The sequence below is a fragment of the Enterococcus sp. AZ167 genome (genome assembly GCF_051714025.1).
In the GTDB taxonomy this organism is placed as follows: domain Bacteria; phylum Bacillota; class Bacilli; order Lactobacillales; family Enterococcaceae; genus Enterococcus_D; species Enterococcus_D casseliflavus.
In genome coordinates, this window is the sequence record NZ_JBIORB010000001.1 from 610,566 (window position 1) to 624,299 (window position 13,734).

The window sequence follows — 13,734 nt, forward strand, 5'->3', positions numbered from 1 at the left end:
AGAAGCTTATGGAATTAGAATTTTTAGGAACAGGCGCGGGTGTGCCTGCGAAACATCGAAACGTGACCAGCATTGCGTTACGACTTTTAGATGAACGGAATGCCGTTTGGCTTTTTGATTGTGGCGAAGGGACGCAAATGCAGATTTTGCATTCTACGATTCGTCCACGAAAGATTGAAAAAATCTTTATCACTCATCTTCATGGTGACCATATCTATGGGTTGCCAGGATTGATCAGCAGCCGCTCCTTTCAAGGAGGCGACACGCCTCTAGAGATTTATGGACCCAAGGGGATCAAAGCATACGTTCAAACCGTTTTGCGGATTTCTCAGACCAAAGTCAGCTACCCCTTACATTTTTTCGAGATTGAAGAAGAAGGGATTCTTTTTAAAGATCAGCAATTTGAAGTATCGTGTCTGCGTCTTGATCATGGCATTGACAGTTTTGGTTATCGGATTGTTGAAGCAAGCCATCAAGGGGAATTGCAAGTGCAGGCTTTACTGGAACTTGGGTTGAAACCTGGGCCGCTCTTCGGTCGTTTGAAAAAAGGTGAAGTAGTTACCCTTGACGATGGACGTCAAATCAATGGGGCTGATTTCTTGGGCCAAGCGAAAAAAGGTCGGATCGTGGCGATATTAGGTGATACGCGTAAATGTCAAAACGCCGTACTGCTAGCAGAAGATGCGGATGTATTGGTGCATGAAAGTACCTTTAACAAAGAAGAAGCCAAGTTGGCTCGCGCTTATTTTCACTCGACGACGCGGCAAGCTGCCGAAGTGGCACAAGAAGCTCAAGCTAAGCGTTTGCTGTTGACCCATATCAGTGCGCGTTACGTTGGCAAAGATATTACAAATTTAGTAAATGAAGCAAAAGAAGTATTTCCGAATACGTTGATCGTCAAAGATTTTGATATTGTCGAGATCCCTTTTGCCGGAGAGGAAGAAACAGATGAATTTAGAGAATAAAGTTGTCGTTGTAACAGGTGGCTCTGCTGGACTTGGCGAACAAATCTGTTATGAAGCCGCAAAACGTGGTGCGATCGTCGTGACTTGTGCCCGAAGAACGAATCTGATTGGAAAAGTCAAAGAACAATGTATGGAATTAAGCGGCAAAGAAGCGTATGCGTTTCAATTGGATGTAGCAAATCCTGAAAGTGTGGAGCGCTTACTAGAAAAAATCAATGAAAAAGTTGGTAAGATCGATGTCTTCGTCAATAATGCTGGCTACGGGATCTTTCAAGAATTTACAGAGATGGACCCGGCGGTCATCCGCAATATGTTCGAAGTCAATGTGCTTGGCATGATGGTTTTGACCCAGCAAGTAGCGATCCAAATGGCTGAACAAAAGCATGGTCATATCATAAATGTTGCTTCGATCGCAGGTAAGATCGCTACGCCAAAAACGGCCGTCTACTCTGCAACAAAATTTGCTGTGCTCGGTTTTTCTAACGCATTACGTTTAGAACTAAAACCATTAGGGATCAACGTAACAACGGTCAATCTTGGACCGATCGAAACGGCATTCTTTGACCAAGCAGACCCAAGCGGTAGTTACTTATCGTCGGTGGGCAGCCTAGTGCTCGAACCGAACAAATTAGCGCAAACGATCGTCAAAGCGATGATCCATCCAAAACGAGAAATCAATCGCCCACATATTTTAGGCGCTGCTGCGAAACTATATACCCTGTTTCCTTCAATCGGCGATTATATGGCGGGAACGATGTTCAACAAAAAATAGGAGTTGAAGCCCATGAAAAATCAATGGCGTGTTATCGTTGGTATTTTACTGATTTTAGTGATCGTTTTATTTGCCGTTGCAAACAATATGACTGTCCCGATCAACTTTGGCTTCACAACGATTCAATCGCCACTGATCTTAGTCATTATTGGTTCTGCTTTGTTAGGCGCATTGATTTTGCTGCTGGTTTCCACAAGCGCAATGTTCCGCCAAAAAAAAGAACTAAAGCAATTGAGAAAAGAGCTCTCAGATTATCGTTCGAATAACGAGAAGGTTCTCCAAGAACAACGAGAAGCTTTGGAACGGGAATACACGAACAAGCAGGCGGAGTTAGCGGCAAGACAGCAGCAGCTCGATGATCAAGAAGCCCAGCTTTCCTCACGTGCTGCGGGCGCATCCACGCCGCCAACGATCGATGAGGAAATGAAGTCTTTTGAATCGCAAGCCTAAAAGAGCGACATTTCACAAAAAAAGAGTTTGCTAGTGCAAGATTTGCTGCAAGCTCTTTTTTTGTGTTGTAAAACGAGTGCTGTTTCTCTCGTTGTTTTTCTTTTTTGCATAAACTTTGCTATAATATCCTAGTTAGGAGTGATTTGGTGAAACGTGCAAATTTTCATTGGGTGCGTCCGCAAGAAAGCGAAACGACCCCAGTATTTAAAGAGCTGATCCAAGAAAGAAAGATCCCTGAGCGGATCGGCGCTTTGCTATGGCAGCGAAATATTCGAACAGCAGAGGCGCTCGATGCTTTTTTATCAACGGACCTGCAATATCTTCATGATCCGTTTTTATTTCATGATATGGCTAAAGCCGTGGAACGAATCCATGAAGCGATTTTAAATGGCGAACGAATCTTGATTTATGGTGATTACGATGCGGATGGGATTACGAGCACTACCGTGTTAAAGGAAACGTTGGAATTGCTAGGGGCGGAAGCTGAGTATTATTTGCCTAATCGTTTTACAGATGGATATGGGCCCAATCTAACTGTCTATCAAGATAAAATTGCAGCAGGGACGCAATTGATCATCACCGTCGACAATGGGGTGTCTGGTCATGAGGCGATTGCTTATGCTCAAGGACAAGGAGTTGACGTGATCGTCACAGATCACCATGAACTACCTGCAGAACTACCGGAGGCGTTTGCTATTGTCCATCCCCGTCACCCTCAAGGAAACTATCCTTTTGGTGATTTGGCTGGAGTCGGCGTCGCATTTAAAGTGGCTTGCGCTTTGTTAGAAGAAGTGCCAGTGGAATTGCTTGATCTTGTTGCGATTGGGACGATCGCTGATATGGTTTCTTTAACCGATGAGAATCGGCTATTAGTCAGCAACGGGTTGAAAATGATTCAGCAATCGGATCGCATCGGACTGAATGAGTTGCTGTCAGTCAGCGGTTTAAAAAAACAAACAGTCAACGAAACAGACATTGGCTTCGCCGTTGGACCACGGTTAAATGCGATCGGTCGTTTGGAGGACCCCAATCCGGCTGTTCGCTTGTTGACTACCTTCGATGAAGAAGAGGCAGTCAGCTTAGCCAAAACCTTAGATACAATCAATCAGCAGCGAAAAACCTTTGTTGAAGAAATCATGAAAGAAGCACAAGAAAAAATCGATCCTGCGAACCATGTTCATTTGGTGGTGGGAGATCATTGGCACGAAGGCGTTTTAGGGATCGTGGCAGGGCGAATCATGCAAAGTACACGACAACCAGTGATCGTTTTGACCAAAAAAGAAAATGGCTTAGCCAAAGGGTCGGGAAGAAGCATTGCTGCGTTGAATCTGTTTGAAATGCTGTCGACGATGAAAGACATGTTTACTAGCTTTGGCGGCCATCATGCAGCAGTTGGATTAAGTATCCCCATCGATCATTTAGATATGCTGCAAGCCCAAATGAATCGTTACGTTGAAGAAAATGCCATTGACCTCAGTCAGGGCATCCCATTAGCGATCGATGAGGAGCTACCGTTAACAGAAGTTTCGATCAGTTTTATTGAATCATTAAAAGTCTTAGCGCCTTTTGGAACGGACAACCCCTTACCGAAATTTTTATTTTCTAATCTGATGACTCAAAATGCTCGCCAGATTGGTTCAGAAAATCAGCATTTGAAGTTAGTGATGAGCGATGAGTCTAACACGCAGCTGGATGTCATTGGGTTTGGTTTTGGAAAAGATTTAGTAGCGTTTGAAAACGACCGCTTATCGATCGTTGGTCAGCTTTCCATCAATGAATGGAATGGCAACAAAAAACCGCAGCTCATGTTGGATGATTTTGCAGTGGAAGGGATTCAGCTATTTGATTATCGTTCGAAAAGAAGCCGTCAAGGTGTCTCTCTGGGCAGTCAAACACTAGGCGTTCTTTTCAAGCAGAAACTTCCTCGGGAATTGCAAGGCTTTTGTGGGCAAACCACCATATTTGACTCAGTTACAGCCTTGGAAGATACTTTTCGTGCTGGTCAGTTCCAAGAGATTGCATTTTTAGATTGTCCTGCTGACCCTGCATTGATCAAAGAGATCGTTCAAGCGCTCCAGGCGTCAAGAGTTGCTTTTGTTTTCTACTCGACAGAAGATGCTTATTTAGATGGGGTAGGGACAAGAGAGCAATACAGTCGTCTCTTTCAACTGATCAAACAGCAGCCTCGTTTGGACATTCGTTACAAACTAAAGATGGTCGCTGACTATCTAAAAATTCCACAAAAATTACTTATTTTCATGATTCAGGTGTTTTCTGAGCTGGAATTTGTTACAATACAAGATGGTGTTTTGAATAAAACTGCTGATCCTGTTTCCCGTCCATTGACGGAGAGTCATTTGTATCAGCAACGACAAAAACTGATCAAAACAGAAGAATTTTTATTAATGAGTGATTTATCAACCCTTCGTCAGTGGTTGACAGTCTAGGAGGAAAGAAAATGGATTTAAAAGAGTATATTGCTAGTATTCCTGATTATCCCCAAGAGGGAATTATTTTTCGGGACATCTCGCCATTGATGGCAGATGGAGAAGCGTATCGGTATGCGACACAACAAATCGTTGAGTATGCACAAGAAAAAGGCATCGATATGGTGGTAGGACCTGAAGCCCGCGGCTTTATCGTTGGTTGTCCAGTTGCCTATCAATTAGGTGTCGGCTTTGCCCCAGTGCGTAAAAAAGGCAAATTGCCACGGGAAACGATTGAAGCAGAATATGAAAAAGAGTACGGTGTGGATGTCTTGACGCTGCACGCCGATGCCATCAAACCAGGTCAACGTGTCTTGATCTGTGATGATCTACTAGCAACTGGCGGAACGATCAAAGCAACGATCGAACTCGTAGAAAAACTAGGTGGCATCGTTGTTGGCTGTGCCTTCTTGATCGAACTGATGGATCTACATGGAAGAGACAAGATCCAAGGTGTCGAAATCAAGACGTTAATGGAATACTAAAAAAGCAGAAACAAAAAAGGACTCGCTGGAGTCCTTTTTTGTTTCTGCTGCCTTATGGGCGTATGTAGGGGAAGGATCATGGTTCATAACGATAAAAATCATGATCGTGATAATAATGGCGGTTACGTTTGCGCTCTGCTTGGCGGAATTTCTTTTCATCCCAAAGCATGAACCAAAGCATCATTAGAGGGCAAAAAATCAGAACAGCACTTAAAACGCCAAAATAGCCAATAACAATTCCCATCAATAATACCCACAACATAAAACCAAATCGACGAACTGCTTTCATCTCATTCACTCCTTAAATAATACGAACTTATGTTTGTATACTTATTATACGAATGTTTGTTCGCTTTGTAAAGAGGAAAGAAAAAAAATCTTCGTAAAAACGAAGATTTCCTAGTCAGCTCGTTGAGCATCAAAGCAGATGGCGATACAATCCAACAACCAATCCTAAAATCGTTACGTCAGGCAAAATGATTGGTTCTAAATAATCATTTTCTGGTTGTAAACGAATGTAATTCTTTTCTTTATAGAATCGTTTGCACGTAGCTTCGTCTTCATCTGTCATAGCAATCACGATATCGCCATTTTGAGCACTTTGTTGTTTACGAACGATTACTTGATCACCGTCGAGAATGCCAGCATTGATCATACTTTCTCCTCGGATCGTCAACATGAATAAACTTCCTGTGCTATTCGCTAAATCTGGCGGAATCGGAAAGAAATCGGATGCATCTTCCACGGCTAAAATCGGTTCTCCAGCAGTTACGACACCAAGCATCGGAATGGATGCTGGTTGAACATCGATTTTTTCAAGACCGGAAGCAGTTAATTCAATGGCTCTGGGTTTTGTAGGATCTCGTAAGATCAGCCCTTTTTTTTCAAGTCGGGACAAATGGCCATGAACAGTTGAGGTAGAAGATAACTGAACGGCTTCGCCAATTTCGCGAACAGTCGGCGGATAGCCTTTTTCAGTGACACGTGTATGAATGAACTTAAGAATTTCGATTTGTCGATTTTCTGTTCGTTTTGCCAAAACTGACACCTTCTTTCATTTGATAACCTTAGTGTACCATAGCTATATCGATTATTCAAACAAATGTTCGCTTTTTGTGCTATTGTTTTTGCTCGCTAGTTTGTAGTAAAATCAAGAGGGAAAAGGAGGAACAACTATGCTATCTCAAGAAAAATTAGCTCGAATCAATGAACTTGCCAACAAGAAAAAAACAGAAGGATTGACTGAGGCTGAGACCCACGAACAAAAAGTTCTGCGTGAAGAGTATTTAACCGCCTTTCGTGGAGGGATGCGACACCATATCGAAGGAATGAAAATCGTTGACCCTGAAGGTGCTGATGTAACACCAGAGAAGTTAAAAGAGATTCAAAAGAAAAAAGGTCTCCACGGCAGATAATTGTGAATTCCTTTTCATTGCTATTGAAATAAGCTTCTGAATCACGTATAATGAAAGATGTAATAAAGGTAAAAAAAACCTAAATTAGGAGGAACTACCATTGTTTGATAAAATCGATCAATTAGGAGTGAACACCCTTCGTACATTAAGTATCGAAGCCGTACAAAAAGCCAATTCAGGACATCCAGGATTACCGATGGGGGCAGCACCCATGGCCTATGCCTTGTGGACGAAACACTTGAAAGTCAATCCAACGACTTCTCGCAACTGGGTGGATCGTGACCGCTTTGTTTTGTCTGCTGGGCACGGTTCGGCGTTATTGTACAGCTTGTTGCACGTGTCTGGTTACGATGTGACCATTGAGGATCTAAAAAACTTCCGTCAATGGGATAGCCGCACGCCAGGACATCCAGAAGTCGATCACACAGACGGCGTGGAAGCAACCACTGGACCTTTAGGACAAGGGATCGCCATGGCAGTCGGTATGGCGATGGCCGAAGCCCACTTGGCTGCAACCTACAATCGCGACAAGTATCAAGTAATTGATCACTATACCTACGCTTTATGTGGCGATGGCGACTTGATGGAAGGTGTTTCGCAAGAAGCTGCATCCATGGCTGGTCACATGAAATTAGACAAACTGATCGTCTTGTACGATTCAAATGACATCTCCCTAGATGGCCCAACTTCAAAAGCCTTTACAGAAAATGTCGGTGCGCGTTTTGAAGCGTATGGCTGGCAACACATTCTCGTTGAAGACGGCAATGATTTAGAAGCGATCTCGAAAGCGATCGACGAAGCAAAAGCTGAAAGCGACAAACCAACTTTGATCGAAATCAAGACTGTGATCGGATACGGTGCGCCAAATCAAGGCACCTCTGCCGTTCATGGTGCGCCGATCGGTGCCGAAGGCATTTCTGCAGCCAAAGCGATTTATGGTTGGGAATACCCAGAATTTACAGTACCTGAAGAAGTTGCCGCGCGCTTCAAAGAAACCATGATCGATGAAGGGCAAAAAGCTGAAGCAGCTTGGAACGAAACCTTCCGTGCCTATGAAGCAGCCTACCCAGAACTTGCTGCGCAATTCAAACAAGCCTTTGCGGGTGAATTGCCAGCAGATTGGGATGCAGCATTACCAAGCTACGAAGTTGGCAGCTCACAAGCTAGTCGAGTATCCAGCAAAGAGATGATCCAAGCCTTATCCCAAGCCGTCCCTAGTCTCTGGGGTGGATCGGCTGACCTTTCTGGATCCAACAATACGATGGTGGCAGCAGAAAAAGACTTTGAACCTGGCCAATACGAAGGCCGCAACATTTGGTTTGGCGTCCGAGAATTTGCGATGGCGGCAGCGATGAACGGAATCCAATTGCATGGCGGTACGCGAATCTATGGCGGAACCTTCTTCGTCTTCGTTGATTACTTGCGTCCAGCGGTGCGTTTGTCTGCAATCCAGCATGCACCTGTAATCTATGTCTTGACGCATGACTCCGTGGCGGTGGGAGAAGATGGACCGACGCATGAGCCAATCGAGCAATTAGCTAGCGTCCGTTGCATGCCAAATGTCCAAGTGATTCGTCCAGCAGACGGCAATGAAACCCGTGCTGCCTGGAAATTGGCTATGACAACAACGGATAAACCAACGGTCTTAGTCTTAAGCCGACAAAATCTACCAGTGATCGAAGGCACGCAAACCGGTGCGGATGAAAATGTCGCAAAAGGTGGCTACGTGATTTCAAAACAAGCTGGTGAAACACCAGCGGGGATTTTGATCGCCACAGGTTCTGAAGTGAATCTTGCGGTTCAAGCACAAGCTAAATTGGCAGAAGAAGGCATCGATGTATCGGTGGTCTCCTTACCAAGCTTTGATTTGTTTGAAGCACAAAGCTCAGAATACAAAGAAAGCGTCTTGCCAAAAGCAGTGAAGAAACGGGTAGCGATCGAAGCGGCTTCCCCATTTGGTTGGGAACGTTACACCGGTTGCCATGGAAAAGTGATCGCGATCGATCATTTCGGTGCATCGGCACCTGGTGACAAAGTCTTAGCGGAATTCGGCTTCAGTGTTGAGAATGTCGTGAATACTTTCAAATCAATCGATTAATTGATCGACAATCAATCAAAAATAGCACGTTCGAGAATCTTTTCGATTTTCGAGCGTGTTTTTTGTCTGGATTCTTGCCACTTTAAACGTGTTAGAGTGACTTATTTAAAGTAATAGTGGCTAAGATTTCCCAAAAATGGTTGTACCGCAAGGCACAAGCACTTGTGAATAGTAAGAGGGAATCGATAAAATAGCAATCTAACAGTTTTTAAAAAAACTTATCAGTAGTTAGCAAACCAAGCGGGATACCCATACAGTTTTTTTAAAAGTCTTTTGTTGTTTGCGAAGTGATCATTGTTTGCACTGTTAGATGTTTTTCCGTATAATAGCTGTATTGATTTATTTGAAAAAACGTACAGTTACTGGAGGAAAAAAATGGGAAGTTATCAAACAAGAAGTGAAAGACATCATCAACCAAAGAAGACGATAAAAAGACCTACTAAAAAGGCGGTGGTCTCTTTGATGGGGGCAGGAATGATGTTAGCGCCAATGACGGTCACTTTCGTTCCTCAACAGGTACAAGCTGCTGAGAATCAATATGCGACGCAGGACATTTCAGGTTTTATCGAGCAAATTGGCTGGTCAGCACAAGATGTTGCTGCCAACAATGATCTCTATGCTTCTGTGATGATTGCTCAAGCGATTTTGGAAAGCGGCTATGGTTCTTCCGCGTTATCCAATGCACCCTATTACAATTTGTTTGGGGTCAAAGGCAGTTACAACGGACAAAGTGTCTATATGCCTACACAAGAGTATTTGAATGGTCAGTGGGTAGAGATGAATGAACCGTTTCGTCAATATAACTCTTACTGGGAATCGTTTCAGGATCATGCGAATGTCTTGCGCAGCACGAGTTTCGCGACAGGAACTGCTCATTACAGTGGTGTTTGGAAAAGCCAAACAACCTCATTTTATGATGCAACGAATTACTTGACGGGGCGCTATGCTACCGATCCAGGGTATGCACAAAAACTGAACTGGTTAATTGAAACGTATCAGCTCACACGCTTTGATACTGGGACAACGCAAAGTACCGCATGGACAAGTACAACGAGCACGACTAGCACGAGTACTACGCAAACTACAACGACGACTCAGGTAAACAGCGGATCTACAGCGCAGAGCTATCACGTTGCTTCAGGCGATACACTTTGGGATATCGCCAATAAATTTGGCACAACGGTCGACGCTCTAATGGCAACAAATGGGTTATCTAGTGAGGTCATTGTTGTTGGCCAAGAATTAATCGTTTAATTATCTGATACCGCCTTAAGAATGATTGCTCTAAATGGCATCATTCTTAAGGTTTTTTTGTAATGGAAAAACAAAATCAAGAAAGTGAATACAAACAAATATAAAAAAATAAGAAAAAAATTGAAATTGCTTACTTTTTATTCGCAACTCGGGGTTATTTTAGGTAGAATGGAAGAATAAGAACGGGAGGGATTTTCAATGACAAAAATCTATCAATCGGTCAATGAGTTAGTTGGGCATACGCCAATCGTCAAATTAAATCACATCGTAGAAGAAGGTTCTGCGGATGTGTATCTGAAATTAGAGTTCTTCAATCCTGGGGGAAGTGTCAAGGACAGAATTGCTTTAGCCATGATTGAAAAAGCAGAAAAAAATGGCTTGTTAAAAGCTGGTGATACCATCATCGAACCAACTTCTGGGAATACTGGGATCGGCTTAGCCATGATCGGTACGGCAAAAGGCTATCGTGTCGTGCTGGTTATGCCAGAAACCATGAGTATTGAAAGACGTAAAATTGTTCAAGCTTATGGCGCAGAGTTGATTTTGACCCCTGGGTCTGAAGGAATCACTGGTTCTATCAATAAAGCAAAAGAATTAGCAGAACAAGACGGCTATTATATGCCATTACAATTTGAAAACCCAGCCAATCCAGAAGTCCATGAAAAAACGACAGGGAAAGAAATTGAGGATGCGTTTGAATCTAAAGGGTTAGACGCTTTTGTTGCTGGGATCGGCACAGGTGGCACGATCACTGGTGCGGGGAAGGAGTTGAAACGCGTCTATCCTAATTTGAAGATCGTGGGCGTTGAGCCTGCAGAATCAGCTATTTTAGGAGGTGGCAAACCTGGTCCCCATAAGATCCAAGGGATCGGCACGGGATTTGTTCCTAAAGTACTAGACACTGAGATTTATGATCAGGTGATTGCCATCGCTAGTGAAGATGCCATGGAAACTGCGCGTCAAGTTGGGATGAAAGAAGGAATCTTAGTAGGGATTTCTTCTGGTGCAGCGATCAAAGCGGCATTAGAGGTTGCTAAGGACTTAGGAAAAGGCAAAAAAGTCTTAGCGATCGTACCAGATAATGGTGAACGCTATTTGTCTACGGCACTGTATCAGTTTGAAGACTAGCAAAGAGGGAGAAAGCAGGCATTCGTTTGTCTGCTTTTCTTTCTCGAAAAACTGAGGGAAGACGGGCTGGGAAAATGCGCTATTCCTTTGAAAAAAACAAGGAAAGCTGTTTGAATTTTTAGGTTTTACATAGTATGATAGGTAAGATAAGAGAAATGGAGGAACTCCTGTGAGTACGATCTACGATGAAGCGATCAAACGATTAAAACATGAAAATATTCGTATTACACCGCAGCGAGTAGCGATATTAGAATTTTTAGCCAGTCATGATGCCCATCCGACCGCTGAAGAGATTTATCGGGCGATCGAAGTTCATTTTCCTGGTATAAGTGTCGCAACGGTATACAATAACTTACGTTTGTTCACAGAAATTGGCTTTGTAAAAGAAATGAATTATGGAGATGCCTCCAGTCGTTTTGATTTTACAACGGAGCCTCATTATCATGCTATCTGCCAAAAGTGTGGAAAGATCGCTGATTTTTACTATCCAGGATTGGAAGATGTCGAAATGGCGGCTTCGAAATTAACTGGGTATCAAATAAATAACCATCGACTAGAAGTTTATGGTCTATGTCCTGAATGCCAAGTGAAAGAGGAGGAAACAAAATGAAGATAATTTCTACAGATCAAGCACCACAAGCAATCGGTCCTTATGTTCAAGCAAAAATCGCAAACGGCTTTTTGTTTGCTTCTGGTCAAGTGCCATTAGATCCTGTTTCGGGGGAAGTTGTCGGTACGACGATTGAAGTACAGACTCAGCAAGTATTGAAAAATATCAACGCGATTCTTGAAGCGGCGGAACTTACGCCAGATGACATCGTTAAGACGACATGTTTTTTAAAAAATATGAATGATTTCGTTCCTTTCAATAATACGTATAGCACATTGTTCAATGAAGCGTTACCTGCACGTTCTGCTGTCGAAGTTGCTCGCTTACCAAAAGATGTTTTGGTTGAAGTTGAGATCATCGCAGCAGTCAAAGAAAAAGCGTAACCAACAAAGAATCGTGGGACGTCCGCATTTGCGTCGTCCCCTTTTTATTGATTCGATCCTGATAGGAAGAATCTTAATGTTTCAAGTGAGCCAAGGAGAAGAGGATGTAGTATGGTTTCGTTAAAGGAATATTTGGCAAAAGGGCAAACGACGATTTCAAATTTGCTTTTAGAGAATTACCATCATCTTGGTTTGACGAATGATGAATTTTTGTTATGGCTGCAACTGTATCGCAGCCATGAGCAAGGCAATGATTTTCCAGATTTACGTGAGATCGCCTCGGTGATGGGCAGCGACCAAAAAGAGATCTATCATTGGTTGAATCAATTGCTGAAAAAAGATGTGCTGCGAATGGGTTCTAAAAAAGACGACGCAGGAAAAATGGTTGATTATTATGATTTCACTGGCATTTATGAACGGCTCGAGTTTCTTTTGCAGCAGCAATCCAAAAAAGAAGTCGCTGAAACAAATGAAGAGAAGATACGCGAGTTGTATCGCTTATTTGAAGGAGAATTTGGTCGCCCCTTATCGGCGATCGAATACCAACGGATCGGGCAGTGGTTGGATGAGGACCACTATGATCCCGAGCTGGTCCAGTTTGCTTTGCGAGAAGCGGTCTTGAATCAAGCGTATAGTTTAAACTATATCGATCGTATTTTGCTTTCGTGGGAACGCAAGAATATTACCTCAAAAGCGCAAGTAGAAGAAGAGCAAAAAAGAAGAAAAAAACAGTTTCTTCAAAATGAAACCACGCCACAAGAAGATGGCCCAATGCCCAAAATCCCTATGCATAATTGGTTAGAAGGAGAGTAAGATACAAGGAGTTTAATTCGTCCAATGATCAGTAAAGAAAAAACAATGACTGCGATAGAAATAATGTATGAGATGTTTCCTGAAGCACATGGAGAACTAGTGTCAAAAAATGCCTTTGAATTGCTGATTGCTGTCATTCTAAGCGCACAGGCAACAGACGTGTCAGTTAATAAAGTGACACCGGCACTTTTTGAAGCATATCCAACGCCGCAGGCTCTCAGCGAGGCGCCGTTAGAAGACATTATTGAAAAAATCAAATCGATTGGCCTCTATCGAAACAAAGCGAAAAATATCAAAGCTTGTGCCTCTGAATTGTTGCTGCGTTTTGGAGGCGAAGTGCCTCAAACCAGAGAAGACTTAATTTCTTTGCCAGGTGTCGGCAGAAAAACAGCGAACGTCGTTCTTGGCGATGCATTTGGCATTCCAGCAATCGCTGTCGATACGCATGTCGAACGGGTATCAAAAAGGCTGCGCATCTGTAAACTAGATGCCAACGTATTAGAAGTCGAACAAACATTGATGAAAAAGATTCCAGATACGTTGTGGGTCAAAACGCATCACACGTTAATTTTCTTTGGTCGTTATCATTGCACAGCACGGGCACCTAAGTGTGAGGTTTGTCCATTGTTGACAATGTGCCAAGAAGGAAAACTTCGGATGAAGGGGAAGAAAACCATTTAATGGTGAACATAAACCAAAAGTAACTAGGATCAAGACGCTAAGCGAAATCGCTTAGCGTTTTTTTTTGCACAAATTGATAAAAAAAACAGGTAATTAACGTAATACCCTTTATTAAAGCCCTTTCAAGCAACTGGAAAAACAGAAGCTTACCGAATTTTTTTGATTACACCACTCAAAATCAGGTGTTTTTTCAC

At 43.0% G+C, this 13,734-nt stretch carries 15 protein-coding genes; 13 read left to right on the forward strand and 2 right to left on the reverse strand.

Annotated features, from left to right (window positions below; all coding sequences use genetic code 11):
* Window positions 1–8 precede the first annotated feature (8 nt).
* The 5 genes from rnz to IGJ05_RS02855 all read left to right on the forward strand — a co-directional run bounded on the left by rnz (window position 9) and on the right by IGJ05_RS02855 (window position 5,158).
* Entirely contained in the window at window positions 9–965 is a 957-nt protein-coding gene (rnz, locus tag IGJ05_RS02835; protein WP_034857404.1) for a ribonuclease Z, read from the forward strand.
* The gene (locus IGJ05_RS02840; RefSeq protein ID WP_010748407.1) at window positions 949–1,737 is read left to right on the forward strand and encodes an SDR family NAD(P)-dependent oxidoreductase; all 789 of its coding nucleotides are present in this window, start codon (window positions 949–951) and stop codon (window positions 1,735–1,737) included. The genes rnz and IGJ05_RS02840 overlap by 17 nt, the downstream gene beginning before the upstream one ends.
* 12 nt (window positions 1,738–1,749) lie before the next feature.
* Window positions 1,750–2,187 (forward strand): lipopolysaccharide assembly protein LapA domain-containing protein, encoded by a 438-nt coding sequence (locus IGJ05_RS02845; protein ID WP_005226169.1) that lies wholly within the window; start codon window positions 1,750–1,752, stop codon window positions 2,185–2,187.
* A gap of 146 nt (window positions 2,188–2,333) precedes the next feature.
* Window positions 2,334–4,634, forward strand: coding sequence for a single-stranded-DNA-specific exonuclease RecJ (gene recJ / locus IGJ05_RS02850; protein WP_324638062.1), 2,301 nt, complete (start codon window positions 2,334–2,336; stop codon window positions 4,632–4,634).
* Window positions 4,635–4,645: 11 nt separating this feature from the next.
* Window positions 4,646–5,158, forward strand: coding sequence for an adenine phosphoribosyltransferase (locus tag IGJ05_RS02855; protein WP_005226167.1), 513 nt, complete (start codon window positions 4,646–4,648; stop codon window positions 5,156–5,158).
* Window positions 5,159–5,234: 76 nt separating this feature from the next.
* Here the strand turns inward: IGJ05_RS02855 and IGJ05_RS02860 are convergent, their stop codons facing one another.
* Window positions 5,235–5,447 (reverse strand): hypothetical protein, encoded by a 213-nt coding sequence (locus tag IGJ05_RS02860; RefSeq protein ID WP_005236082.1) that lies wholly within the window; start codon window positions 5,445–5,447, stop codon window positions 5,235–5,237.
* Between the two features lie 129 nt (window positions 5,448–5,576).
* Window positions 5,577–6,197, reverse strand: a complete 621-nt coding sequence (gene lexA / locus IGJ05_RS02865) for a transcriptional repressor LexA (protein ID WP_005226165.1) — start codon at window positions 6,195–6,197, stop codon at window positions 5,577–5,579.
* Between the two features lie 136 nt (window positions 6,198–6,333).
* Between lexA and IGJ05_RS02870 the strand changes: the two genes are divergently transcribed.
* The 8 genes from IGJ05_RS02870 (at window position 6,334) to nth (ending at window position 13,540) form a co-directional block, all read left to right on the forward strand.
* Window positions 6,334–6,573: a DUF896 family protein gene (locus tag IGJ05_RS02870; protein WP_005226164.1), complete on the forward strand. Its 240-nt coding sequence runs from the start codon at window positions 6,334–6,336 to the stop codon at window positions 6,571–6,573.
* Between the two features lie 100 nt (window positions 6,574–6,673).
* Window positions 6,674–8,671: a transketolase gene (gene tkt, locus IGJ05_RS02875; RefSeq protein WP_016609281.1), complete on the forward strand. Its 1,998-nt coding sequence runs from the start codon at window positions 6,674–6,676 to the stop codon at window positions 8,669–8,671.
* Between the two features lie 375 nt (window positions 8,672–9,046).
* Complete coding sequence (locus IGJ05_RS02880) at window positions 9,047–9,925, forward strand: glucosaminidase domain-containing protein (RefSeq protein WP_016609285.1); 879 nt, start codon at window positions 9,047–9,049, stop codon at window positions 9,923–9,925.
* 198 nt (window positions 9,926–10,123) lie between these two features.
* Complete coding sequence (cysK, locus tag IGJ05_RS02885; RefSeq protein WP_005226159.1) at window positions 10,124–11,053, forward strand: cysteine synthase A; 930 nt, start codon at window positions 10,124–10,126, stop codon at window positions 11,051–11,053.
* A gap of 169 nt (window positions 11,054–11,222) precedes the next feature.
* A complete protein-coding gene (locus IGJ05_RS02890) occupies window positions 11,223–11,663 on the forward strand; it encodes a Fur family transcriptional regulator (protein ID WP_005226158.1) in 441 nt (146 codons plus the stop codon).
* Window positions 11,660–12,046 (forward strand): RidA family protein, encoded by a 387-nt coding sequence (locus tag IGJ05_RS02895; RefSeq protein WP_015509753.1) that lies wholly within the window; start codon window positions 11,660–11,662, stop codon window positions 12,044–12,046. Before IGJ05_RS02890 ends, IGJ05_RS02895 begins: the two co-directional genes overlap by 4 nt.
* A gap of 111 nt (window positions 12,047–12,157) precedes the next feature.
* Window positions 12,158–12,859, forward strand: coding sequence for a DnaD domain protein (locus IGJ05_RS02900; RefSeq protein ID WP_010748401.1), 702 nt, complete (start codon window positions 12,158–12,160; stop codon window positions 12,857–12,859).
* Between the two features lie 24 nt (window positions 12,860–12,883).
* A complete protein-coding gene (gene nth / locus IGJ05_RS02905) occupies window positions 12,884–13,540 on the forward strand; it encodes an endonuclease III (protein ID WP_005226155.1) in 657 nt (218 codons plus the stop codon).
* Window positions 13,541–13,734 lie beyond the last annotated feature (194 nt).

Excerpts from the sequence above, each read along its gene's own strand:
- IGJ05_RS02845 (WP_005226169.1), top strand. The coding sequence starts at position 1,750 with ATGAAAAATCAATGGCGTGTTATCGTTGGTATTTTACTGATTTTAGTG.
- IGJ05_RS02870 (WP_005226164.1), top strand. The coding sequence starts at position 6,334 with ATGCTATCTCAAGAAAAATTAGCTCGAATCAATGAACTTGCCAACAAG.
- IGJ05_RS02855 (WP_005226167.1), top strand. The coding sequence starts at position 4,646 with ATGGATTTAAAAGAGTATATTGCTAGTATTCCTGATTATCCCCAAGAG.
- rnz (WP_034857404.1), top strand. The coding sequence starts at position 9 with ATGGAATTAGAATTTTTAGGAACAGGCGCGGGTGTGCCTGCGAAACAT.
- IGJ05_RS02840 (WP_010748407.1), top strand. The coding sequence starts at position 949 with ATGAATTTAGAGAATAAAGTTGTCGTTGTAACAGGTGGCTCTGCTGGA.
- IGJ05_RS02900 (WP_010748401.1), top strand. The coding sequence starts at position 12,158 with ATGGTTTCGTTAAAGGAATATTTGGCAAAAGGGCAAACGACGATTTCA.
- IGJ05_RS02895 (WP_015509753.1), top strand. The coding sequence starts at position 11,660 with ATGAAGATAATTTCTACAGATCAAGCACCACAAGCAATCGGTCCTTAT.
- IGJ05_RS02860 (WP_005236082.1), bottom strand. The coding sequence starts at position 5,447 with ATGAAAGCAGTTCGTCGATTTGGTTTTATGTTGTGGGTATTATTGATG.
- IGJ05_RS02880 (WP_016609285.1), top strand. The coding sequence starts at position 9,047 with ATGGGAAGTTATCAAACAAGAAGTGAAAGACATCATCAACCAAAGAAG.
- nth (WP_005226155.1), top strand. The coding sequence starts at position 12,884 with ATGATCAGTAAAGAAAAAACAATGACTGCGATAGAAATAATGTATGAG.
- cysK (WP_005226159.1), top strand. The coding sequence starts at position 10,124 with ATGACAAAAATCTATCAATCGGTCAATGAGTTAGTTGGGCATACGCCA.